Source organism: Stenotrophomonas sp. ASS1, assembly GCF_004346925.1.
GTDB classification, from domain to species: Bacteria; Pseudomonadota; Gammaproteobacteria; order Xanthomonadales; family Xanthomonadaceae; genus Stenotrophomonas; species Stenotrophomonas maltophilia_A.
The window spans coordinates 2,697,386-2,720,630 of record NZ_CP031167.1 but is presented as its reverse complement, the minus strand read 5'-3'; the positions used below and the strand labels follow the sequence as shown (position 1 = coordinate 2,720,630).

Annotated in this window: 20 protein-coding genes and 7 tRNA genes; 14 read left to right on the top strand and 13 right to left on the bottom strand. The window is 65.7% G+C overall.

Annotated elements, in window-relative coordinates:
* The first annotated feature begins 398 nt into the window (after positions 1-398).
* The 4 genes from MG068_RS12705 to MG068_RS12690 all read left to right on the top strand — a co-directional run bounded on the left by MG068_RS12705 (position 399) and on the right by MG068_RS12690 (position 5,953).
* On the top strand, positions 399-614 hold the full coding sequence (locus MG068_RS12705; RefSeq protein WP_005410085.1) for a hypothetical protein: 216 nt from the start codon (positions 399-401) through the stop codon (positions 612-614).
* A gap of 207 nt (positions 615-821) precedes the next feature.
* Positions 822-3,209: a Tex family protein gene (locus MG068_RS12700; protein ID WP_132810373.1), complete on the top strand. Its 2,388-nt coding sequence runs from the start codon at positions 822-824 to the stop codon at positions 3,207-3,209.
* Between the two features lie 207 nt (positions 3,210-3,416).
* Positions 3,417-5,606, top strand: a complete 2,190-nt coding sequence (locus tag MG068_RS12695; protein WP_049461919.1) for a PAS domain S-box protein — start codon at positions 3,417-3,419, stop codon at positions 5,604-5,606.
* A gap of 62 nt (positions 5,607-5,668) precedes the next feature.
* Entirely contained in the window at positions 5,669-5,953 is a 285-nt protein-coding gene (locus tag MG068_RS12690; protein WP_223276933.1) for a hypothetical protein, read from the top strand.
* On the opposite strand, the gene MG068_RS12685 is transcribed toward MG068_RS12690, so the two are convergent.
* Both MG068_RS12685 and MG068_RS12680 read right to left on the bottom strand, forming a co-directional pair.
* Positions 5,927-6,886 carry a right-handed parallel beta-helix repeat-containing protein gene (locus MG068_RS12685; RefSeq protein ID WP_071228832.1) on the bottom strand — a complete coding sequence of 320 codons (960 nt, stop codon included), beginning with the start codon at positions 6,884-6,886 and terminating at the stop codon, positions 5,927-5,929. The genes MG068_RS12690 and MG068_RS12685 overlap by 27 nt on opposite strands.
* A gap of 64 nt (positions 6,887-6,950) precedes the next feature.
* Positions 6,951-8,039 (bottom strand): DUF5694 domain-containing protein, encoded by a 1,089-nt coding sequence (locus MG068_RS12680; protein WP_132810372.1) that lies wholly within the window; start codon positions 8,037-8,039, stop codon positions 6,951-6,953.
* Between the two features lie 95 nt (positions 8,040-8,134).
* Between MG068_RS12680 and MG068_RS12675 the strand changes: the two genes are divergently transcribed.
* The gene (locus MG068_RS12675; RefSeq protein ID WP_240792074.1) at positions 8,135-8,737 is read left to right on the top strand and encodes a GNAT family N-acetyltransferase; all 603 of its coding nucleotides are present in this window, start codon (positions 8,135-8,137) and stop codon (positions 8,735-8,737) included.
* Between the two features lie 255 nt (positions 8,738-8,992).
* Complete coding sequence (locus MG068_RS12670) at positions 8,993-10,819, top strand: methyl-accepting chemotaxis protein (protein WP_132810371.1); 1,827 nt, start codon at positions 8,993-8,995, stop codon at positions 10,817-10,819.
* On the opposite strand, the gene MG068_RS12665 is transcribed toward MG068_RS12670, so the two are convergent.
* The 3 genes from MG068_RS12665 to MG068_RS12655 all read right to left on the bottom strand — a co-directional run bounded on the left by MG068_RS12665 (position 10,816) and on the right by MG068_RS12655 (position 13,066).
* On the bottom strand, positions 10,816-12,252 hold the full coding sequence (locus MG068_RS12665; RefSeq protein WP_132810370.1) for a GGDEF domain-containing protein: 1,437 nt from the start codon (positions 12,250-12,252) through the stop codon (positions 10,816-10,818). The two genes, MG068_RS12670 and MG068_RS12665, sit on opposite strands and share 4 nt — an antisense overlap.
* Positions 12,253-12,367: 115 nt before the next feature.
* Positions 12,368-12,910 (bottom strand): GNAT family N-acetyltransferase, encoded by a 543-nt coding sequence (locus tag MG068_RS12660; protein WP_032129386.1) that lies wholly within the window; start codon positions 12,908-12,910, stop codon positions 12,368-12,370.
* Positions 12,911-12,980: 70 nt separating this feature from the next.
* Positions 12,981-13,066 (bottom strand) — tRNA-Leu (locus tag MG068_RS12655).
* A gap of 132 nt (positions 13,067-13,198) precedes the next feature.
* On the opposite strand from MG068_RS12655, the gene MG068_RS12650 reads away from it, so the two are divergent.
* Positions 13,199-13,579, top strand: a complete 381-nt coding sequence (locus MG068_RS12650; RefSeq protein WP_132810369.1) for a response regulator — start codon at positions 13,199-13,201, stop codon at positions 13,577-13,579.
* A gap of 69 nt (positions 13,580-13,648) precedes the next feature.
* On the top strand, positions 13,649-13,846 hold the full coding sequence (locus tag MG068_RS12645; protein ID WP_010484956.1) for a hypothetical protein: 198 nt from the start codon (positions 13,649-13,651) through the stop codon (positions 13,844-13,846).
* Positions 13,847-13,891: 45 nt separating this feature from the next.
* Here MG068_RS12645 and MG068_RS12640 read toward each other — a convergent pair whose 3' ends face one another.
* A complete protein-coding gene (locus MG068_RS12640) occupies positions 13,892-14,848 on the bottom strand; it encodes an SOS response-associated peptidase family protein (protein WP_132810368.1) in 957 nt (318 codons plus the stop codon).
* Positions 14,849-14,925: 77 nt separating this feature from the next.
* On the opposite strand from MG068_RS12640, the gene MG068_RS12635 reads away from it, so the two are divergent.
* Complete coding sequence (locus MG068_RS12635; protein WP_010484960.1) at positions 14,926-15,342, top strand: GNAT family N-acetyltransferase; 417 nt, start codon at positions 14,926-14,928, stop codon at positions 15,340-15,342.
* Positions 15,343-15,507: 165 nt separating this feature from the next.
* On the opposite strand, the gene MG068_RS12630 is transcribed toward MG068_RS12635, so the two are convergent.
* The 7 genes from MG068_RS12630 to MG068_RS12600 all read right to left on the bottom strand — a co-directional run bounded on the left by MG068_RS12630 (position 15,508) and on the right by MG068_RS12600 (position 16,844).
* A tRNA-Glu gene (locus tag MG068_RS12630) sits at positions 15,508-15,583 on the bottom strand.
* A 47-nt stretch (positions 15,584-15,630) separates the two neighbouring features.
* Positions 15,631-15,706 (bottom strand) — tRNA-Ala (locus MG068_RS12625).
* A gap of 46 nt (positions 15,707-15,752) precedes the next feature.
* Positions 15,753-15,828, bottom strand: a tRNA-Glu gene (locus tag MG068_RS12620).
* 49 nt (positions 15,829-15,877) lie between these two features.
* Positions 15,878-15,953: transfer RNA gene (locus tag MG068_RS12615), tRNA-Ala, on the bottom strand.
* A gap of 185 nt (positions 15,954-16,138) precedes the next feature.
* Positions 16,139-16,214, bottom strand: a tRNA-Glu gene (locus MG068_RS12610).
* A gap of 54 nt (positions 16,215-16,268) precedes the next feature.
* Positions 16,269-16,344: transfer RNA gene (locus tag MG068_RS12605), tRNA-Ala, on the bottom strand.
* A gap of 89 nt (positions 16,345-16,433) precedes the next feature.
* Positions 16,434-16,844, bottom strand: a complete 411-nt coding sequence (locus MG068_RS12600; protein WP_132810367.1) for a heavy metal-responsive transcriptional regulator — start codon at positions 16,842-16,844, stop codon at positions 16,434-16,436.
* 187 nt (positions 16,845-17,031) lie between these two features.
* Between MG068_RS12600 and MG068_RS12595 the strand changes: the two genes are divergently transcribed.
* The 5 genes from MG068_RS12595 to adiC all read left to right on the top strand — a co-directional run bounded on the left by MG068_RS12595 (position 17,032) and on the right by adiC (position 23,236).
* The gene (locus tag MG068_RS12595; RefSeq protein ID WP_132810366.1) at positions 17,032-18,099 is read left to right on the top strand and encodes a GlxA family transcriptional regulator; all 1,068 of its coding nucleotides are present in this window, start codon (positions 17,032-17,034) and stop codon (positions 18,097-18,099) included.
* An 80-nt stretch (positions 18,100-18,179) separates the two neighbouring features.
* Positions 18,180-18,983 carry a TlpA disulfide reductase family protein gene (locus MG068_RS12590; protein WP_132810365.1) on the top strand — a complete coding sequence of 268 codons (804 nt, stop codon included), beginning with the start codon at positions 18,180-18,182 and terminating at the stop codon, positions 18,981-18,983.
* Between the two features lie 30 nt (positions 18,984-19,013).
* On the top strand, positions 19,014-19,856 hold the full coding sequence (dsbG, locus tag MG068_RS12585) for a thiol:disulfide interchange protein DsbG (RefSeq protein WP_049422839.1): 843 nt from the start codon (positions 19,014-19,016) through the stop codon (positions 19,854-19,856).
* A gap of 517 nt (positions 19,857-20,373) precedes the next feature.
* Positions 20,374-21,807 (top strand): DcaP family trimeric outer membrane transporter, encoded by a 1,434-nt coding sequence (locus tag MG068_RS12580; RefSeq protein ID WP_132810364.1) that lies wholly within the window; start codon positions 20,374-20,376, stop codon positions 21,805-21,807.
* 76 nt (positions 21,808-21,883) lie between these two features.
* On the top strand, positions 21,884-23,236 hold the full coding sequence (gene adiC / locus MG068_RS12575; RefSeq protein WP_132810363.1) for an arginine/agmatine antiporter: 1,353 nt from the start codon (positions 21,884-21,886) through the stop codon (positions 23,234-23,236).
* The last annotated feature ends 9 nt before the right edge of the window (positions 23,237-23,245 follow it).

Genomic DNA, 23,245 nt, shown 5'->3' with positions numbered 1-23,245 from the left:
GTGGGGGGAGGCAGGCATCAGGAACCTGTCAGCGGCCGGGAGGGTGGGTGGGGCGGGGTGTCCGCGGCATGGATGCCGCGGCCAAGCCCCCAGGGACGGGTTCACGGCGTCCCCGCACTACCCACCCTCCCGGCCAGCCCCCGGGAAACCAGCTTTCCGCGAACAACCAAACCACCCACGAGGGGCTGCGCCGTTGGCTGGAAACCCCCGATTCGTTAGTCGGAAGTTAAAGATCCGTAAGCATTCTGCTGCGATCCCGCAGTCATCTGCATGCAACCGATCGTCATTAGCCTTCGTGACGTTCCAGTCAGGTTCGACGCGGTAAGCTCTCCCTCGATGAGCTCGCAGCATCGCTCATCGAGTGCAGTACGCAGTAGCAATTTGGAGGAATACATCACATGGCAATCGTTCTTTATGTCGGTGGTAGCAAGGATGGCGAGAAGGGCGTGGTGCCCTACGGCTTCAGCAAATCCCGCGCCGACACCGCGCTGGGGCCGGAGTTCTACACGGAGCGGTTCATGGAACTGCAGGGTGTCGGCAAGGTCCGCCTGATGGCCCTGGAAGGCATGCGTGACGAGATCGTCATGCAGCGCGCCGCCCGCCACTACCGCTGACCTCCGCAACACGCGGCAGGGCGCGCCCACCATCGCGCGCCCGCGCCGGCATCCCAGCCCAGGGCCAGTCCGAGCCCTCTTTTCGCCAGGATGCCGGCGTCCACTCCGGCCTCGCTGCTGAACCTCGCCCCCTGTCAATGCCTTGTCCGGCTCCGTCGTGGATTGCCAGAATGGGGTCTTCCCGTAACGCGGCACAGACCTGAAGCAATGCACGACGCCAAGAACGCCCAGAGCGCGCTCGCCCAGCAGATCGCCCAGACCATCGCCGACGAGATCGGTGCCCAGTCCGCCCAGGTACGTGCCGCCGTCGGCCTGCTCGACGAGGGCGCCAGCGTTCCGTTCATCGCGCGCTACCGCAAGGAAGTGACCGGGGGCCTGGACGACACCCAGCTGCGCAACCTGGAAGTGCGCCTGACCTACCTGCGCGAACTGGAAGACCGTCGCGCGGCGGTGCTGGCCAGCATCGGTGAGCAGGGCAAGCTCAGCGACGAACTGCGCAACGACATCCTGGCCGCCGACACCAAGAGCCGGCTGGAAGACCTGTACCTGCCGTACAAGCCCAAGCGCCGTACGCGCGCCCAGATCGCCCGCGAGGCCGGTCTGGAACCGCTGGCTGATGGCCTGCTGGCCGACCCGACGCAGGACCCGCAGGTCTTCGCGGCCACCTTTATTGACACCGACAAGGGCGTGGCCGACACCAAGGCCGCGCTGGAAGGTGCACGCGCGATCCTGATGGAGCGCTGGGGCGAAGATGCCGCGCTGGTCGGTGAGCTGCGCACCTGGCTGGGCGAGACCGGCGTGATCCGTGCCCGCGTGGCCGAGGGCAAGGAAACCGAAGGCGCCAAGTACCGTGACTATTTCGAACACGCCGAGGCGCTGGCGAAGATTCCCTCGCACCGCTTGCTGGCGCTGTTCCGTGCGCGCCGCGAGGAAATCCTGTTCCTGGAACTGGACCCGGGCAGCGAGGCCGAGGCCGGTCACCAGTACGCCGAAGGACGCGTGGCGCGCAAGGCCGGCATCGCCGATCAGGGCCGTGCCGCCGACCGCTGGCTGCTGGATGCCTGCCGCCTGACCTGGCGTGCCAAGCTGCACACCCATCTGCTGCTGGACCTGTTCAACCAGGCTCGCGAAAAGGCCGAAGCCGAAGCCATCGCTGTGTTCGGCGACAACCTGAAGGACCTGCTGCTGGCCGCCCCGGCGGGCCCGAAGACTGTACTCGGGCTGGATCCGGGCATTCGTACCGGCTGCAAGATCGCCGTGGTTGATGCGACCGGCAAGCTGGTCGCCACCGACACCATCTACCCGCACGAGCCGCGCCGCCAGTGGGAGCAGTCGCTGCAGACGATCAAGCAGCTGTGCGCCAAGTACAACGTGGAACTGATCGCGATCGGCAACGGCACCGCCAGCCGCGAAACCGACAAGCTGGCCGGCGAAGCGATCAAGGCTGCCGCCAACCCGAAGCTGCAGAAGGTGGTGGTCAGCGAGGCGGGCGCGTCGGTGTACTCGGCGTCCGAGTTCGCGGCCAAGGAATTCCCGGGGCTGGACGTGTCGCTGCGTGGCGCGGTGTCCATCGCGCGCCGCCTGCAGGATCCGCTGGCCGAACTGGTGAAGATCGAACCCAAGGCGATCGGTGTCGGCCAGTACCAGCACGACGTGGACCAGTACCGCCTGGCGCGGGCACTGGATGCGCGGGTCGAGGACTGCGTGAATGCCGTGGGCGTGTACGTGAACACTGCCTCGGCCGCGCTGCTGTCGCGCGTGTCCGGCCTGTCGTCCACGGTGGCCGAGAACATCGTGCGCCATCGTGACGACAATGGCCCGTTCAAGCGCCGCAAGGACCTGCTGAAGGTCGCGCGCCTGGGCGAGAAGACCTTCGAGCAGTGCGCCGGCTTCCTGCGTATCGCCGATGGTGACCAGCCGCTGGACGCCTCGGCGGTGCACCCCGAAGCCTACCCGGTGGTCGAGCGCATCGTGGCCAGCACCGCGCGCCCGATCAAGGCGCTGATCGGTGATGGCAGCTTCCTGCGCGGCTTGAAGGCAGAACAGTTCACCGACGACACCTTCGGCGTGCCGACCGTGCGCGACATCCTGAAGGAACTGGAAAAGCCGGGCCGTGACCCGCGTCCGGAGTTCAAGGCCGCGCGCTTCGCCGAGGGCGTCGAGGACATCAAGGACCTGCGCGAGGGCATGGTGCTGGAAGGTGTGGTCAGCAACGTGGCCGCCTTCGGCGCCTTCGTCGATATCGGCGTGCACCAGGATGGCCTGATCCACATCTCGGCGCTCTCCGATACCTTCGTGAAGGACCCGCGCGACGTGGTCAAGGCCGGCGATATCGTCAAGGTCAAGGTGCTGGAGGTGGACGTGGCGCGCAAGCGCATCGCCCTGACCCGGCGCCTGGACGACACCCCCGGGCAGGCCACCAGCCGCCCGGGCCAGCGTGATGACCGCGGCCAAGGGCAGGGGCCGCGCCGCGACGCAGGCGGCCAGAACCGCGGGCCAAACCGGGGCCAGGGCAATGGCGGCCGTCCCGCTCAGTCCGCGCCCCCGGCCAACAACGCCCTGGCGGAGGCCTTCGCCCGCGCCAAGCGCAGTTGAGGACCGTGTCCCCCGTCACGCTTGATTCGTGGCGGGGGACTTGTCGATTTTCCCCGTGATTGCGCACACTTGCGCCTGAGGGGGGCGTTTGGCCTCCCCGCTGTCGCTGGGGAGGGCCATGACGCCAGCAGGACCCGTTGTCTTCGTTGAGGGCTGCAGCGTTGTGCTGCGGCTGCTGCCCGCCTGTGCGGGCCGGGGACCGGATTGATGGCGGGCCAGGGAAACAACGGCAACGGGCTGCTCGAGCGGCGCCTGCAGGAACTGGCAGAGGAGCGCCGGCGCCTGGCCATGATCATCGACGGCACCGCTGCCGGTACCTGGGAATGGAACGTGCAGACCGGCGAAATGCGGGTCAATGCGCGCTGGGCGGAGATTGTCGGCTATCGCCTGGAAGAGCTGGAGCCGGTGTGCCAGAAGACGTTCCTGAAGCTGGTCCACCCCGACGACATCGTCCTGTCCGACGCGGCGCTCGAGGACCATTTCGAAGGCCGCAGCGACAACTACGTCTGCCTGTTGCGCATGCGCCACAAGAATGGCCAGTGGATATGGATCCACGACCGTGGCCGCGTGTTCGAATGGGACGGGCAGGGACGACCGCTGTGGATGGCCGGTGCGCACGCCGACGTGACCGAGCTGCAGCAGGCGCGGCAGGATGCGGCCGAGAGCCGGCAGCGATTGCAGGCCGTGGTCGACGCGTCCGATGAGGTGGCGGTGATCGCGACCGATACCGAAGGCACCATCACCCTGTTCAATACCGGCGCGGAACGCCTGCTGGGTTACAGCGCGGAAGAAGTGGTCGGCCAGCGGCGACTGGGTGATTTCCACGATCCGGACGAGCTGGCGGCCTGGCTGCGGCCGCTGGCGGCTGCGGATGGAAGCCTACCGGGCGCGTTTGAAGCACTCAGCGCCCGCGCCGATGAGCAGACCTATTCACGGCAGTGGACACTGCGGCGCAAGGATGGCCAGCCACGCCAGGTGCGCTTGTCGATCAGCCGCATGGATGGTGCCGGCGGCGCGCGGATCGGCTATGTCGGCATGTCCATCGACATCACCGAGATCCTGCAGGCGCGCGCCGAAGCACGCCTGTCGGCAGAGAAATTCGCCGGTGCGTTCACGTCGGCGGCGCTGGGCATGGCGCTGGTGTCGCTGGAAGGACGCTGGCTGGACGTCAATGACGCACTGTGCCGGATCCTGGGCTACCCCCGCGAAGAACTGCTGCAGGTTGATTTCCAGCGCCTGACCCACCCCGATGACCTGCAGACCGACCTGGCCCTGGTGCAGGATCTGCTGGCCGGGCGGCGCAGCCACTACCACCTGGAAAAGCGCTATCTCGATCGCGACGGCAAGGTGATCTGGGCGCGGCTGTCGGTGTCGCTGGTGCGCACCGAGCACGGTGAACCGCTGCATTTCGTGTCGCAGATCCAGGACATCAGCGCCCAGCGCAGCAGCGAGCAGCGCCTGTTCGAGAGCGAGCAGCGCAGCCGTATCACGCTTGATGCGGTTGCCGACCTGGTGCTCAGTGTCAGCCTGGATGGCCGTATCGACTACGCCAATGCCGCCGCAGTACGCACCCTGGCGGGTGATGGCGCGCTGTCGCTGGCCGGGCACAAGGTGCAGGACGTGCTGGCACTCACCACCGAATATGCGCCCGGCTCGGTACTGGATGTGTCGGTCCTGCTGGACCCGGAAAGCAATGCGGTGGACCTGCACGCCGATCTTCTGCTGCGCCTGGGCACGGCCACGATCCCGGTCGACCTGACCCGTGCCTGGCTGCGCGATGATGAAGGTCATGTACGCGGTGCAGTGTGGGTACTGCGTGATGACACCCAGCAGCGCGCGCGCCAGCGCGAAGCGCGCCATCTGGCCGAGATCGATCCGCTCACCGAGCTGAGCAACCGTCGCGGTTTCGAGGTGCATCTGCAGCAGGCGATCACCCGCGTCGAGCGAACTGGCCAGGCCGCGTCGTTGATGTACATCGACCTGGACCGCTTCAAGCCGGTCAACGACACCTGGGGCCATCTGGCCGGCGATGCCGTGCTGTGGGCGGTGGCCAGCGTGCTGCGCCACGGTGTGCGTGATTCGGACGTAGTGGCGCGTCTGGGCGGCGACGAATTCGCAGTGATCCTGTCCGGCTGCACGCCGCGTCGTGCCGCGCGCATCGGCGGTGAACTGCTGCACACCCTGGCGTCGCTGTCGATTCCGTGGGACCGGGACCGCCTGCATGTGGGTGCCAGCATCGGTATCGCGCCATTGGCGGGTGGGATGAGCGTGGACCAGGCCGTGGCAGCGGCTGATGCCCAGTGCTACCGGGCCAAGGCAATGGGTCGCAACAACGTACAGGTGCAGGGCGAGGCCAGTGAGCTGCCCGGCGATGATTCCGAAGCCGCCGAAGGCTGATCTCAGCCTGTGAGAGGACGTGCGCGAATACTGCGCGCACATCCACTCATGCAGGTGATCCCATGAAGGTCTGGAACCCGGTTGCGATGCGGGCCTACGCCCCGGCGATGGTTGGCTGGTGCCTCGCGCTGGCCGCCTGCCTGCGTGCGGAACAGCTGCGCGGCGACCTTCACGCGCAGGCCCTGCTGCCGGTACTGCAGGGCGGCGCGGTCGCCCTGCTGGTGTTCACGCTGTCCTGTATCGGTGCCGCCAGCATCGTGCTGTGGCGGACGGGCGGGAAGGAAGTACCGCCTCATGCTTTTGATGCTCAGGCCCATGCTTCACGGGAAGGCGCAGAGATCACCTGAAGGGAAAGAGATGTTACCTGTCGATAGAACGCCTGCAACACCACCCTTTGCATTGATGCCGTTGCAGTTTCCAACACCCAAGCGACGATTCTGAATGAACCGGTTGGAGCGGAATGTTGCCGTGGTACCGCCCGATGTCTCAAACACCGCTCCACCATAGTTCGCACCGCTTACAGCATTGTTTTCTGCAAAAAAGCGCTGTGAACCCTGTACGACGTCAATACCCCATTCACCAGGGCGTTCGATCACCGAGTTCTTGATGGTGCAGTCGACGCAGTTCACCAGATAGATGGCGCTGGCGCCGGAGTCGATGACGCGGGCGCCATCAATCATGACGTTGCTCGAGTTGTAGATGGCCATCTCGCCATCGCCCCCCGGGCCATCCTTGCGTCCGGTCAGCTGCCCATAGAGGATGGTGACGTCGCGGGAATCGGTGATCCACAGATTCGGGTCTGCCACATTGTTGCCCGCTATGCCGTTGGCACGCATGAAGGTGTCCCATATATCCACACCTTTCCCGCCCACGACACCAGTGCTGATCTGGAAGCCGACGATATCGAGGCTCCAGATGATGATGCGGTCCTGATGATAGGCCAGTACACCGAAGTTTCCGCCTGCACCGGTGGACAATGTGAAGTTGTGCAGCATGGTGCCGCTGCCGAGCCCGATTGCCTTCTGTGGGGAGCCATGGGCGGAGATCACGACGTCGGCCATGCTCGCACCCAATCCCTCGATGGTCGTGCCGGAGGGAACTTCCAGTGGTGCAGGCCCAGTGACGTAGGCGCCAGGCCGCAGGCAGATTTTCTTGCCAGGTGCGGCGGTCACTGCGGCAGCAAGGTCACCACCACTGTCGAGAGTGAGATCGCATGCCGAGGCCTGTGCAGCACCGGCCAGGCCTATGGCAAAGAGTACGGCGGAAATGCGTTGTTTCATTATGGGTTCCTTCCGTGGAGTGGTTGAAGTTGCATCCAAGATACCGCAGCCGACCGGCTTGACGTCAACGCAGTACTTCATCCGAACTGACCAGCTGCACGTCATGCATCAGGTTGAGGTAAGCCTCGTAGTAGCCCTTGTGCGAGGCACCGACGATGGTCAGCATGCGGGTGCCTGGATGCTGGCCCAGGATGTCGCGCATGTTGGCGACCATGCGCAGGTTGCGGGTTTCCCAGAAGCCCACGTAGTTGCGGCCGAAGCCTTCCGGCGAGGGCTCGACGAGGGTCGCGCCGAAATCGCTGTTGAAGGCCACCATCGCGGCCGCGGGGGCGTTGTAGGCGCGATACATTGCGAGCAATCCATCCGGTTGAGCAAGATTGGCCTCCAGTCGTTCATCGGCCGCCCTGCGCGCTTTGACGAAGGAATTGTCCCAGGCACCGCGTATGGCGGCAGCGTAGGCCTTCTGCTGCGATTCCGGTGTTGGCGAATCTGCAGTGTGGTCGTCGACCGACCACAGGCGCTCCAGCCCCAGGCGTGCCGCAAGTACGCCGGCCACCAGTCCGGCCTCGTTGCGGCGGGCCATGCGCGTGTCGAGGAACTGCACCAGTTCCGGTGTCAGGCTGTCCGAAGCACGTCGCTCTTCCCTGGGCAGCCGCAGCCATTGGACGACTGCCGAGCTGCTTTCGCCCGCGGCCAGGAACACGGCGGCCAATCGGCGCCGCTGGGCAGCGGTCGGCGCCTTCGGCCAATCCGCAAGCAGGCGTTCCATCTCCACGTTGGCGCTGGGCACGTCCAGGCCGGTGGCGGCCTGCGCCGGTGCCGGATCGACGCAGTAGTCCGCTACGCTCTCCGCGTATCGGGCCGGATTGCGGCGCATGAAGTCACACTGCAGGCCGGACAGGTTCTCCACCGCGATCGCGGTGGGCCGCCAGGCTTCCAGGCGCTGCAGCAGAGGTTCCAGCATCGCCGGCGTGAAGGTCTCCGGCAGGCTGGACAGGTGCGGGCTGCCCAGCACCAGCACTTCGTTCGGGCGTCCTGCGGGTGGTCCCTTCAGCTGGTCGGGGTGGAAGGCGGGTCGATAGGCGGCGTCGTTGGCCAGCGCGCTGCTGCTGCACAGGGCCAGGAAGAGAAGGCTGGCTAAGCGAGGGAACATGCGATCTCCATGTCGATAAGCATCCTGCGGGACCTTCATGCTGGTCATTTTCTCCTGCTGGGGAATCCCGCATTGGTCATGTAAACCTTTCTGCCTTGAGCTGCATCCTTCTGCTGAGCGATGCTGCACGCAATGCCCAGGCGATGCAGAAGATGACATTGGACGACTGGACCATCGACAGTCCGCGGCTGCACCTCCGCCCTTTCACGCCCGGTGACGCCGACGAGGCATTTGTGGCAATCACACCCGGGCTGACCCGCTATATGGCGTTCGAGCCGCCACCCTCGAAGGAGGCGTTTGTTGCCGTCTGGCGGACGTGGCTGCTTACCATCGCCGACGGGACCGACATCACGTTGGTGATCCGCAGGCGCGGGGATGGGGTATTCCTTGGCCTGGCAGGCCTGCATCGAGCCCGTGAAGTAGAACCCGAACTGGGCATCTGGATCGCAGAAGTGATGCATGGGCACGGCTATGGCCGCGAGGCAGTGGCGGCGGTGTGGTCGGCGGCCTCCGGGCGCCTGCGCTGTGCTGCGTTCCGCTACCCGGTGGCGGAACGGAACCGGTCCAGCCGTGCATTGGCTGAGTCCCTTGGTGGGCAGGCTGTGGCACGTGAGCAGGGCGTGAAGTACACGGCAATCGTCTACCGCATTCCGGCTGCAATGCACAGAGTTGCGACGGACGTCGCGGAATCCCGCTAAAGCGGCCGACGGCGTCGCCGATACTCCCTCTGGATCCCGCTCCAGTCACCCGCCGCAGGACCCCAGGCTGCCCCCGACGGGTGGTCCGCGCAGTGTGTTCCGCCGTTTCCAGATGCCGATCGCACCCGCAGCAGACGTTCTTGGCAGTCGCTCGAGAGGTGCCCGTTGGCACCTGTAGTCCCTGGCAACTGATGTTGCCGCCGGGCATCCCGCCCGTCGGGTCACAACCGCTTACCGGACACCGAGGATCAGACAATGCTCATTCCAGGCTTCACGGCAGGCGCGCAGGCGCCGGCCGAGCTGCATACCCGTTGGTCGCCCTGGCGTGCGCTGCTTGGCGTGCTGGCGCCGCAGCAACGCACCAGCACAGAGGCGGCGATGACCGACCGCACCGAGCTGGAAGCGCAGGTGGCCGCGCTGCATCGCGTGCAGGCCGTCATCGAGTTCGCTCTCGACGGCACCATCCTGCGGGCCAATGACAATTTCCTGCAGGCGATGGGTTACCGGCTGGAGGAGATCCAGGGCAAGCATCACTCCCTGTTCGTCGACCCCGAGCAGGCGCGCAGCGCGGAATACCGCGACTTCTGGGTGCGCCTGGGGCGTGGCGAATATGACGCCGGACAGTACCGGCGCTTCGGCAAGGGCCAGCGTGAGATCTGGATCCAGGCCTCGTACAACCCGGTGCTGGACCGCCAGGGGCGGCCGTACAAGGTGGTCAAGTTCGCGACCGACATCACCGCGCAGAAGCTGCAGGCGGCCGACTCGGCGGGGCAACTGGCCGCGATCGCCAAATCGCAGGCGGTGATCGAGTTCAGCATGGATGGCCGCATCCTGTCGGCCAATGACAATTTCCTGGCCGCTACCGGCTACAGCCTGGACGAGGTGCGCGGGCAGCACCATTCATTGTTTGTCGAGCCTGAGCATCGCAGCAGCGTCGAGTATCGCCAGTTCTGGGAGAAGCTCGGGCGCGGCGAATATGACGCCGGCCAGTATCGGCGCCTGGGCAAGGGCGGGCGCGAGGTCTGGATCCAGGCATCCTACAACCCGATCCTGGACCTCAATGGCAAGCCGTTCAAGGTCGTCAAGTACGCCACCGACATCACTGCGCAGGTGCACGAGAACCAGGCCATGCAGCGCGCCGTGGCGCAGACCCGCGAGGTGGTGGCTGCCGCCAAGCAGGGCGATCTGACCCGGCGCGTGGCCACCGCCGACAAGAACGGGTCGATCGCCGAACTGTGCGAAGGCGTGAATTCGCTGGTCGAGGCGATGGCCGCGATCATCGGCCAGATCAAGTTCGCCGCGGACACCATCGCAGTCGGCGCGACCGAAATCGCACAGGGCAACAGCGACCTCTCGCAGCGTACCGAGCAGCAGGCGGCCTCGCTGGAGGAAACCGCTGTGTCGATGAAGGGCCTGGCCGAGACCGTGCAGCGCACGGCCACCAACGCGCGCCAGGCCAGCCAGCTGGCCGGCGGAGCGGCCGACGTCGCCGCTCGAGGCGGCACTGTGGTGCATGAAGTGGTCGAGACGATGGCGGTGATCAATGCCTCGTCGCGGCGCATCGTCGACATCATCGGAGTGATCGACGGCATCGCCTTCCAGACCAACATTCTCGCGCTGAACGCAGCGGTGGAGGCTGCGCGTGCCGGTGAACATGGCCGCGGCTTTGCCGTGGTCGCCACTGAGATCCGCGAGCTGTCGCAGCGTTCGGCCAGCGCAGCCAAGGAGATCAAGCACCTGATCGATGAGTCGGTTGCCAATGTGGGCGCCGGCACGGCGCAGGTTGAGAGCGCGGGCCGTACCATGGATGAAATCGTGACCAACGTGCGCCGGGTCAGTGACCTGATGACTGAAATCAGCACGGCCTCGCAGCAGCAGAGCGACGATATCCAGCAGATGAATCATGCGGTCGACCTGATCGATCAGGGCACCCAGCAGAACGCGGCCCTGGTCGAGGAGGCGTCGGCGGCGGCGCGCAGCATGGAAGAGCAGTCGGCGCAGCTGCTGCAGACCGTGGCCAGTTTCCGCGTGCAGGGCGGGGCCGGGCACCGGCACGGAACAGCGGGGCTGCACGCGGTCTAGGCGCGGCGACCGGACGGGTCTTCCTTGCTATCGGTGTCGCCGCGTACGCAGTTGCGACCGGCATGTTTGGCGCGGTACAGGGCCTGGTCGGCGCGTTCGACCAGGTCGCGCGGATCGCGGTCTTCGCCGGGTGCCTGCCAGGCCACGCCGATGCTGATGGTGACGGTGGCCTCGGGGGCGGGCAGGGCTGCGGCTTCGACCGAAGCGCGCAGCCGTTCGCCCAGGCCCAGGGCGTGGGCGGCATCGGGCGAGGGCAGGGCGGCGATGAACTCTTCGCCGCCATAGCGCGCCAGCAGATCGTCACCCCGTTGCAGGCAGCCATCAAGAATGGCGGCGACCGACTGCAGGCGACGATCGCCCTCCGGATGGCCATAGGTGTCATTGAGCCGTTTGAAGTGGTCGATGTCGATCATCAGTACCGCCAGCCCGAGTCCCTGGCGGCGTGCGCGGCCACGGGCATTGCCAAGAGATTCGTCGAAGCTGCGGCGGTTGCCCAGCCCAGTCAGCGGATCGCGCCGCGCCAGCGTTTCCAGCTCATCGCGCTGGCGCTGGATCTCCACCTGGCTCAGCACGCTGCGCAGGGCATAACCGAGCATGGCACCAATGAAGCCCACCGTGGCCAGGGTGGGCTGCAGGCGCGCGACCAGCAGCGCCACCATCATCAGCAGCAAGGGCAGCATCAACGGCACGCCGGCGTCGACGATGCGGCGCAGGCTGCGCGATACCTCCACCGCCGGATAGCGGCGCTTGCTGGCGGCCATGACGGCCAGCATCACGAACAGTCCGCTGATCAGCAGGTCCCCCCAGTTGCCGTCAGGCAGCTGCGGCTGGCAGGTGTTGATGTAGAACGCCAGCAGGAAGTAGCCCAGCGCGTAGATCGCAAGTGTCCGGAAAAAATCGCGGCGGTCGGGATTGTCCTCGGCCAGGAAGCGGATCAGCGCGAAGCAGAACACCAGGCTGTTCTGTAGGTTGCTCATGGCGTTCAGGCACTGCGTCCACAATGCGGCGTTGAAATGCGCCATCGCCCGCGTGTGCCCGAAGTACAGCAGCCACAGCAGTGCGATGATCAGCAGGTCCACCGCGCGGATGCAGCGGTTGCCGCCGCCCGGGCTGGCGGCCACGTAGGTCAGGGGGATGCGGTAGAACACGTACAGGATCAGCGAAGACACGGTCATCTGCGCAGGATCGAGGCCGGCCACATTGCGGTACAGCAGGGCGAGCAGGGCCAGCGAGAACAGGCCCACGGCAGCGCCCAGCGTCCGCCATTTGCAGGCCGCCTGGCGGCTGTCACGTGCACGCCGCACGCAGGCCAGTGCAGCCAGCAACGGGGCGGTGATCAGCATCAGGTAGGAGCCGACCGGGTCCTGCGGGCCAACAAAGGCAATGACGAGCGCGTGCGTGACCAGAAAAAACAGTGCCGCACGCAACGTCATGCATTCCCCCGCCCCCAGCTCCGGCTGGGATCACGATAGGCAGAAGCACGTGTGGCTTGCAAGAAAAGTGTGCGCTGCGTCTATTTCGAAGCTTGCCGGAAGTCGCAGTTGTGTTTCAGCATGGTGACGCGGAGCCTTCGACGCGGGCGTACATCCAGAAGTCACGGGGCTGTCCTCGAACCCGCCGGTAAGCGCGCAGCAGGCCTTCGCGCTGCATGCCGAGGCGTTCCAGCACGGCGATCGAGCGGGCGTTGCTGTCCAGGACAGTCGCCTGGATTCGGACCAGGGCGAGTGCGGCATGGCCCCATTCGAGCACCGCGCGTGCTGCGTGCGTGGCCAGTCCCTGACCCTGCCAGCGCGGATCGAGATCATAGGCAAGTTCGCCGCGGCCATGCGACAGGTCGATTCCGTTCAGGCCAACGGTGCCGATCAGCTGGCTGTCGGCGCCCACCAGCGCCCAGCGCTGGTCCGTTGCCGTGGGCAGGTAACCGGCGATCTGGCAGCGCAGTGCTCTTTCGGAAACGTCGCCCCAGCTGGTGTGCTCGGTCACGCCCGGCAGCGAGAGATAGCCGGCCCAGGCGGCAGCATCATCCACGTGCAGTGGACGCAGCCGTGCGGGCAGGGTGGCAGGGAGCGTGGGCAGGGCGGGCGTTGGCATCGTCGCCAGTGTCGGCGCACGGGCCCTGAAAATGCAAAAGGCCAGGTCGGTGACCTGGCCTTTGATGCAGTGGTGCCGGTGAAAGGACTCGAACCTTCATGGGGTCACCCCCGGCTGATTTTGAGTCAGCTGCGTATACCATTCCGCCACACCGGCAGGCAGCGTGCGAGTGTAACCGAGGTCGGCATGGCTTTCATAGTGGGGAGGCCGATCGGGGCGCGTCCTGTCGGCTTCGGCCCTGTCATGGCTATACTGCGGCGGCTTGAATGCCTCCAGGAGCGGTAGCCGATGACAGTGTTGCAGGACCTGAGGGTGCTGGTGGTCGAGAACGACGAGATGAGTGCCGCACTGCTGCAGATGCAGCTGGTGCATGCCGGTGCGACGGTGGTGGGGCTGGCCGCGAGCGTGGCTGAAGCGCTGCGCCTGCTGCAGGCGTCGACCCCGGACGTGGCCCTGCTCGACTACCGCCTGGCCCGCAATGAGACCAGCGAGCCGGTGGCTGCGGCACTGTCGGCGCGCGGGGTGCCGTTCGTGCTGGCCACCGGGATGCAGGCCGAGCAGCTGCCCGAGCCGATGCTGGCCGGCGTGCTGCTGGTCAAGCCCTATCTCTCGGCAGAGCTGAGCCAGGCGCTGGTACGCGCAGTGGGCCGCGCCAGCGCCAGCGCTTGATTGGCGCGTGCTGAAGCGGTGGGCGTATCCTGCCCGGGCCTGAATGCTCAGGCCTACAAGGAGAGTGGCATGAAGAAGTGGATCAAGCGCATGGTTGCTGCGGGTGTCCTTTCGATGGCGGTCTTCGGTGGTACGGCCTCTGCCGCGTGGTGTGGCCAGCCCTGTTTCCAGCTCTACAAGAGCTGCATCGCGCGGGGTGGAGAGGTCGAACAATGCCTGCAGGAACAGGCCTTCTGCGAAGAGGCGATGTGCGGCGGCAATCCCTGATCCATGAACCCCGCCCAGGCGGGGTTTTTCATCTGTGCGCGGTGTTCAGCCCGCTTCTTCGTATACGTAGCGGATCTCCTCGCGGTCGTCGAGGATGCGGTACTGCCGCGCCAGGTCATCCGGATCGGGATTGAGCCAGGCATCGAGGTGTTCCTTGCGGATGGGAACGACGCCGCGGTCATGGCCCGCAGCGGCGACGTCGTGCGGAGGCGTGTCGGTGATCGTGGCAAATGACAGGAGGCGACCTTCCGGTCCTTCCCATTCCGCCCACAGGCAGGCCAGCAGCAGGTCGCGCGGGGGATCGGGCCGGAACTCCAGCACCACGTCCTGATCCTTCTCATCGGCACCCAGTGTATGGCCGGCGATGGCATGGCGTGGCACATGCTCATAGAACGCCTGCACCACCACCACGCCGTGGCGCAGCCCGAATGCACCGCGCCAATAGCCTTCCAGGCTGTCGCGCCGCGCGTTGTAGGTGCCGGGATAGAGGATGTCGTTGCGCGCAGGCTTGTCCGGCAGCCGGCACTGGTAGCGCATTGGCTTGATCACACGTTTGCCGCCCTCGCCGACCATCACCGGTGCGTAGGTACCGGGGAAAATACGGTTGTCGCGCGGCAGCAGCTGCACCCGGTGCAGGTCTTCCAGCCGAGCCTGCGCACGATCGATGCGGTTGCCGGCCACGCGCAGGTCGTTGCGTGCCTTCTGGGTGGGGCGGGTCGCCAGCGTGGCATTGGCAATATCGCGTCGCTCGCGCTGGCGGGCCAGCTCCGCTTCCAGATCCTGGCGTTCCTGCGCATGCCACTGCTGGATTTTCGCGACGATGTCGCGGCCCTGCTCGGTGCGCGCGCCGGCGAAGCCGTCATCCATCGCCTTGGGAGTTCTGGGGCGCTTCTTGCCAGGATCGTGCGCGTACAGCTCCGCGAATTCTTCCAGCGACAGGATGGCGCCGAACTCGCGCACCAGCTTGGCGTAGTCGGCGCGGATGAGGGCGGAATAGCACATGGGAACTCTGCGGGCGTGGGTCGCAGCAGCTGCGACATGGATGAGGCAGGATAGCCCGACCTACAGGGAGATAGCGCATGAATGATTCCGTCGCCTGCCAGTTCCGCGACGCCGTGCCCACGGTCGAAGACTATTGCCAGCTGCGTGTGCTGGCGGGCCTCAGTGCCAAGAGCCAGGAGGCGGCGGCACGCGCGCTGCCCAATACCCTGTATGGCGTGTGTGCCTACCAGGGTAACGAGCTGGTGGCGATGGGGCGCATCGTCGGCGATGGGGGCTGCCACCTGCAGGTCTGCGATATCGCTGTGTTGCCGCGCCTGCAGGGGCAGGGCCTGGGCAAGGAAGTGATGCGTCGCCTGGAGGGCTGGATGCAGGCGAACCTGCCGCCGTCGGCATACGTCAGCCTTCTGGCGGATGGTGAAGCGCACCGGTTGTACGCGCAGTTTGGTTTCGCACCCACCGCACCTGCATCGATCGGGATGTATCGCCGGTTCTGAGGTGTGGCCGAGTTGAAGCCATCCACGCATGGCGTGGATCTACTGGGCCAACCGGCCGCCGGATCCATCCCGGCCCTGCAGTAGATCCGCGCCATGCGTGGATAGGGCCTTCCCAGGAATCACAGGCAAAGAAAAACCCCGGCCGAAGCCGGGGTTTTAAAGAATTGGCGTCCCCACGGGGATTCGAACCCCGGTCGCCACCGTGAAAGGGTGATGTCCTAGGCCTCTAGACGATGGGGACGCACGAAAACTTCAAGTTGTAGATCCTTCGACGGCCTAATGTCGAAGTGGTGGAGCCAAGCGGGATCGAACCGCTGACCTCCTGCATGCCATGCAGGCGCTCTCCCAGCTGAGCTATGGCCCCAATGAAACTCCGGATGATCTGCCGGGAGCAGAGTCCGTTTTGAAACTGGCGTCCCCACGGGGATTCGAACCCCGGTCGCCACCGTGAAAGGGTGATGTCCTAGGCCTCTAGACGATGGGGACGCACGAAAAACTTCAAGTTGTAGAACCTTCGACGGCCTAATGTCGAAAGTGGTGGAGCCAAGCGGGATCGAACCGCTGACCTCCTGCATGCCATGCAGGCGCTCTCCCAGCTGAGCTATGGCCCCGTGTTACCGAGCCGCCTATCATACCTGCGTGTTCACGTTTGTGGAAGCTTTTTTTTGAGCTTTTTTCGTTCCGGTTCAACCGCGACCACGAGGGCAGGGGAACCGCAACGCCACAACCTGAATGCCGGTAGGCGGTGAACAAAAAAGACCCGGTTATCGGCCGGGTCCTCGTTGTTCGTGATGAGTGGCGTCCCCACGGGGATTCGAACCCCGGTCGCCACCGTGAAAGGGTGATGTCCTAGGCCTCTAGACGATGGGGACGCAATTCTCATCAATGTTCTTTAGCGACCTTTCGACGGCCTAATGCCGAAAGATTGGTGGAGCCAAGCGGGATCGAACCGCTGACCTCCTGCATGCCATGCAGGCGCTCTCCCAGCTGAGCTATGGCCCCACGTCGCTGAGGAGCGAAATAATAGCCTTGCCCCAGGGGGTTGGCAAGCATTTGTTGCACTTTTCTTCACGCGTGTTGCGAAGCCGATGTCAGTCGCCTGCGGCCGTAGTGTCGTCGGTCAGAGCGGCCAGGATCGGGCACTGGTCCAGCGCGCCATGGCCGGGGCAGGCGTCGACCAGCTGCGACAGCGCGATGTGCATGCGCTGCAGTTCGGCCATCCGTTGTGTGATGTCCTGCAGGCGGGCCTGCGCGGTGTCACGCACGCTGCCCATGTCCTGCTGGTGGTGATCACTGAGCGCGAGCAGTTCTCCGATTTCCTCCAGGCTGAAGCCCAGTGCCTTGGCGCGGCGGATGAAGCGCAGCCGGCGCAGATCCGGCTCGCCGAAGATGCGGTAACCCCCCGCCGAGCGCGCCGCCGTCGGCAGCAGCTGCTGCCGTTCGTAATAGCGGACCGTATCGATCGGCACGCCCGCCTGACGGGCCAGTTGTCCAATGTTCATGGCAGCTTTCCTGCGGATCCTGCCGGCCATTGTGAAGCCTGGAGTCTGGTCGAGAGTCAATGCTTGGCCCGGGTGCGCGCATTCAGCGCACTTTGCAACTTTCTTCATAGCCCCGCCGATGGACCAGTTCCTACCCTTCGCCTGAACCGGCCGTTCGATGGCCTGCAACGAACCGAGGAGGTGGTCTGTGGAAGGATTCAGGAACGAAGGATTCGTCGAGATCGCGGTGGTTGAATACCCGGGAGGTGATCCGTCTGCCGCCTCCGTACTGGCCGAAATGGCGCACGTTGCCAATCGCCTTGCCCAGCAGCAGCGTCGGCCGTTCAAGCGGGTGCTGGTCACCCGCTGGATCGTGCCGGCCAGCCAGACAGGGGTGCATCGTATTGCGGGTGCGGAAATGCTCGATGCGGCCATCCCGGCTGTGATCGCGGTTCCCGGCCAGATCAGTGCCGGCGCGTGCCTGCGCGCGGACGAGGTCCTGCTGGACTGGCTGCGTGCGCACTATGACGGCGGCAGCCTGCTGGCCGCCGCCAGTGATGGCGTCAGCGTGCTGGCACGCGCCGGGTTGCTGGCCGGGCGTACGGTCAGTGGCCCCGATCTCGGACGCCATCCAGGCCTGCAGGCGCAGGCCGCGAGCTGGGTGCCGAGCGAGCGGGCGCTGGTGGATGACGGTGACCTGCTGACGGTCGGCGGGGCCCAGGCCTGGCGCTTCCTTGGCCTGCGACTGTTGTACCGGCTGCACGGGCAGGGCGTGGCCAGTGCGGTCGCACAGCAACTGGGCATCACCGTGCCCGCCACGATCCAGCAGGACCTGGAGCGCTTCAGCGCCAACTTCGCACATGGCGATCGTGATGTGCTGAAGGCACAGCGCTGGCTGCACACCACGGCGGCACGCGGCGCCACCCTTGCCGCGATCTGCGAGGTCGCCGGGCTGGAGCCGCGCACACTGCAGCGGCGGTTCCTCAAGGCCACCGGCCTGCGGCCGATCGAATACTGCCAACGGCTGCGCATCGCCAAGGCGCAGACCCTGCTGCAGCAGGGGGCGGGTATCGATGAGGTGGCGTGGGGTGTCGGCTATGCTGATCAGAGTGCTTTCCGCCGGTTGTTCCTGCGCATCGTTGGCATGACGCCGGCCAACTATCGGCGTCACGTCAGCAGCAAGCGTCGCGAGCGGCCCTTGATGCCGTCGGTGGCAGGCAGCCTGCGCGGGCTGCAATCGCCGTCGGTGATGCAACTGGGGCGCAGCGCGGCCTGATGTCGGCGGCATCGTCGCGCTTGCAACCGGAGCGCGACACTTCGACCATGCAGTCAGTGGACGATTGAACAGGTGGTCTGATGTCGAGCGTTGGGCCGGTGCCGATGCCGGTGGTGTTGATTCTCGTGTGCGTAGTGATTGCCATGGCCGTGGCGCGTCTGTGGTCACGCAGGAAGGACGGCATGCCGCTGCCTTCTGCACCCAGCATGGTTCTGGACATGCTGCTGGTGGGCCTGCTGTGTGGTCGCATCAGCTTCGTGGCCTTGAACTTCGCCCTGTATCGCGAGGCGCCGTGGAGCATTCTGCAGATTGCCGATGGTGGCTACCACCTGGTGGTTGTCCTGGTTGCGGGATCGGCATGGGGGCTGTGGCGGGTGCGCCCATGGCGGGCGTTGCGCGCCCCGGTGCTGGGCGCGGCGTTGGCGGGTGTGCTGCTATGGGCGGGCGGTAGTCAGCTGCTGTCCGCATGGCAGGAGCGGCAGATGCCCTTGCCGGTACTGCAGGTTGCTGATCTGCAGGGGGGCAGGGTTGATCTGCAGCAGTTCCGGGGAAAACCGCTTGTGCTGAATCTCTGGGCGACCTGGTGCGGGCCCTGCCGGCGCGAGATGCCGGTCCTGGCTGCGGCGCAGCAGGCGCATGCGGACGTGCAGTTCGTGTTCCTCAATCAGGGTGAAACCCTTGAGGAGGTCCAGGGTTTCGTTGCGCGCGAACGGCTCCTGCTGCACAACGTATTGCTGGACGATGACGCTGCGGCATCCACGGTGCTGGGCGTGCAGGCCTATCCCTCGACCCTGTTCTTCGACGCCGAAGGGCGCCTGCGTGAACTGCACCTGGGCGAACTGACGGCAGCCGGTCTTGAACACAAACTGCGCCGGCTGCGGTAGCCTGCGCGGGCATCTCACTACGGAGTTCCCATGTTGTCGACTTCCCTGCGCACCGCCCCGGCGGTGCTGTTGCTGCCGGTCCTGCTGGCATTGGCCGCCTGCAGCCAGGCACAGACGCCACCGGGCAAGACCGCCGCGGCACCGGCAGCGAGCGCCACAGCCACGGCTAACAAGGGCGATCGCCCTGCGGTGCTGAAGGGCATCGAGAAGCATGGTTTCGAGGTCGTCGCAGAATTCGATGCCCCCGGTGGCCTGCGGGGCTTCGCCGGCGTGGTCGGCGGCCAGCAGCCGGCAGCGGCCTATGTCACCGCTGATGGCAAGCACGTACTGGTCGGCAGCCTGTTCGATGCGGAGGGCAACGATGTAGCCGCTGAGGCCGTTGAAAAGCTGGTGGCTTCGCCGATGTCGGCCAAGATGTGGACCAAGCTGGAAGCCAGCGCCTGGGTGCGTGATGGCAAGGCCGATGCGCCGCGCGTGGTCTATACCTTCAGCGATGCCAACTGCCCGTACTGCCACAAGTTCTGGGAAGCGGCACGGCCGTGGGTCGATGCTGGCAAGGTGCAGCTGCGTCACATCATGGTCGGCGTGATCCGCGAGGACAGCCCGGCCAAGGCCGCGGCGATCCTTGCCGCGCGTGACCCGAGTGCGGCGCTGCTGCAGAACGAGCACGATTTTGATCGCGGTGGCATCAAGGCGCTGCCGAACATCAGCCGCGAGATCGCTGGCAAGCTCGACGCCAATCAGGTGCTGATGATCGAGATGGGCTTCCAGGGCACCCCGGGCATCCTGTTCCAGGACGCACAGGGCCAGGTGCAGCGTCGTGCGGGTCTGCCGCAGGGTGCCGATCTGCAGACGGTGCTTGGCCCGCGCTGAGTGGCGCCAGCCCCATGAAACATTGCGCAGGCCCGCATGGCAGCATGCGGGCCTGTCACATTCCATGGCGGGCATTGCGGTTGCGGGCCCGCGCAACAGTGGTTCATCGTCACGTATGAATCGTGACTGACATCAAGCATCCCGCCTTGATTCCAATCAAGGCCAAAAACGACAGGCGGATTAGCCTGTGACGCATGGAATACAGCGTCAATGCGCGATGGATGCCGCGCTCGCCACGCCCTGATCAGGGTCGGCTGGCACAGCCATTCACGACACTCTCACTCTGTGCTTGTTACCCAGACCGCTGCGGTCGTCACCTCTCTGGCAGCGCGGCCTTGATGGCGTCGACATCGGTGCGGGCAGGGCAGTGTCATCGTCCTGTTGCCTGCCATGCGCAGGCTGGCCGGTGTCGTCGACGCAGTATCCGCATTTCCAGCAACGGCAGCACGAGGCCGGAGTGGCGCATGCGTGCGTCCCGTCTGCGTGCTGCGAACAGGGGTCGTCCAGGGAGGATGCAATGCGCGCGGCGGTACTGAGCCTGGCCTGTGTGACAGCACTGGCGATCACGCCGGCGTATGCACAGGTGGATGACAAGGAGTACGCACAGGCGCTGCGTCGCGAGATTGCGGCCATGCGGCAGGCGCTGGAGGGCATGCAGCAGCGGTTGGACCGCCTTGAGCAGCACGATGCAACCGTTGGGCCTGCCACCGCGCAGGCACCCGCCGCCGTGGTCGCGCCTGCCAGCACTGCCAACCTGCTGCACCCCACCCAGGTACCGGGCGTGGCACAGCCGGTGCTGCCGCAGCGCGAATCGGTGGCCGATCCGTCCACCGCCGCGTCGCGACCGGACAGTGCGGCCGGCCCGACCGATCCGGATCTGAAGGGCTTCTTCGCCATTCCGGGTACTGACACGGTGATCCGTATCGGCGGCTACGCCAAGCTGGATGCCATCGCCGATTCGCGTGCAGCGGGGGATGAGGATCAGTTCATTCCCTCGTCGATGCCGGTCGGTGGCAGTCATCGTGATGTCTCGAACTTCAACATCCATGCCAAGCAGACCCGCTTCAGCTTCGAGGCGCGACGTCCGACCACGCACGGCAACCTGCGCTTCTACCTGGAGAACGACTTCTTCGGCAGCAGCGATGGCTACGAGTTCCGCCTGCGGCATGCTTATGGACAGCTCGGCAATACCTATGCCGGCTATGGCTACTCCAGCTTCATGGACCCGGACAGCCTGCCCGACACGCTGGACTTCGCCGGGCCGGGCGGCGCCGGCTATCTGCTGGTGGCCGGCATCCACCACAGCTTCACGATGGGCAAGGGCAACACGCTGACCGTGGCGGCCGAAGACCCGAAGACTGAACTTGCCGGTGCCAGTGATGAGCGGGCTGCGGTGAACCGTCTGCCGGACGTAACCGTGACCGCGCGCATGGAGCGCGACTGGGGCCACCTGCAGGTGGGCGCGGTGGCGCGCAGTCTGGCCTATGACGGCGATGGCGAGCACGACCGGCGAATGGCCGGCGGCCTGCAGCTGAGTGGCTCGGCCTCGGTGGGCGAGCGCGACCTGCTGCTGTTCGGTGCGCTGGGAGGACGCGGCCTCAGCCGCTATACCGCCGACCTGACCGGCTCCGGGCTGGACGCGGTGGTCGGTGCCGATGGCCGCCTCGACGCGTTGGATCTGCACGGCGGCTTCGTCGGCTATACCCACTACTGGTCCGAGTTGTGGCGATCGAACCTGATCTTCGGCCAGCTGACCCTGGAGCGGAACGCCGCACTGGCGGCCGATGCCTTCCGGCAGAGCCGGTACGGCGTATTCAACCTGATCTGGAGCCCCGCGCCGTCCTGGACGATGGGCATGGAGCTGTTGTACGGCCGCCTGGAACAGCAGGGCGGCGCACGCGGCGACACGGTCCGGGTGCAGGGCAGCCTGCAATACAACTTCATCAAATAGGCGCCAGCGGTCGTACGCCAGCGCAACCGTCCCCACGCCCGGTGCTGCCGGGCTCATGCCAGTACCGGAGATCGTCATGGCAGAAGCAAAGAAAATCGGGGTGGTCGGAGCCACCTTCCTCGTCGCCGGCAACATGATGGGCTCAGGCGTGTTCCTGCTGCCATCGAGCCTGGCCAAGATTGGCACCGCCTCGATCTGGGGCTGGTTGATCACCACCGCCGGTGCGCTGTTGTTGGCCTTCGTGTTCGCCAAGCTGGGCAAGCTGGCACCCAAGGCGGGCGGCCCGTACGCCTATGCGCGCGACTGGTTCGGGCCGTACATGGGCTTCCAGACCAACACCATCTACTGGTTCGCCAACTGGATCGGCAACGTCGCCATTCCGATCGCCGCAGTGGGCTATTTCAGCTACTTCTTCCCGATCCTGTCCGAGCCGCTGGTGCGCTGCATCGCGGTGCTGATCCTGGTGTGGGCGCTGAGTTTCGCCAACGTGATCGGTCCGGCGTTCGTCAGCCGGGTGCAGACCGTCACCACCAGTTTTGCGCTGGTGCCGATCCTGGGTATCGCCATCTTCGGCTGGTTCTTCTTCGATGCCGACATCTTCAAGGGCGCCTACAACGTGTCGGATGAATCCAACTTCGGCGCGATCTCCAGTGCCGCGGCACTCACCCTGTGGGCCTTCATCGGCGTCGAATCCGCTTCGGTGACTGCCGGCGTGGTGGAGAATCCGGAAAAGAACGTGGCCCGCGCCACCCTGGCGGGTGTGTTCCTGGCCGCCATCGCCTACATCGCCAGTTCCTCGGTGATCATGGGCATGGTGCCCAATGGCGAACTGCAGACTTCCGATGCGCCGTTCGCACTGGCTGCGGCCAAGGCCGTCGGTGGCTGGGGTGGTGCGCTGGTCAGCCTGTGTGCCTTCATCGGTGCCGCCGGTTCGCTGGGCGGCTGGATCCTGCTGACCGCGCAGAGCGCCAAGGCGGCCTCCGATGACGGCCTGTTCCCGAGCATCTTCAGCAAGACCAACAAGGACGACGTGCCGGTCAAGGGTGTGCTGATCGTGGCCGTGCTGATGACCCTGGCGGTGCTGGTCACCTCCACCTCGGAAACCGCGTCGGCACAGTTCGACGTGATCACATCGGCGGCGGTGGTGCTGACCCTGCTGCCCTACATCTACTCGTGCGTGGCCTGCTACTTCGTGGTCGAGCGCTCGCACACCCTGGTCCACACCGGTGCGTTCTGGACCCTGACCAGCCTGACCGTCGTTTACTGCCTGTGGGCGATCTACGGCTCGTCGGGAACCATCGTGCAGTACGCGTTCCTGTTCGTGCTGTTCATCACCGTGTTCTATCCCTTCTTCAGCGAGGAGCGCCGCCAGCAGCGGCAGCGCGCCCGCGAGGCATCGGCCATCAGCGCCGGCGCCCAGCGTTCCTGAGTTAGTCAA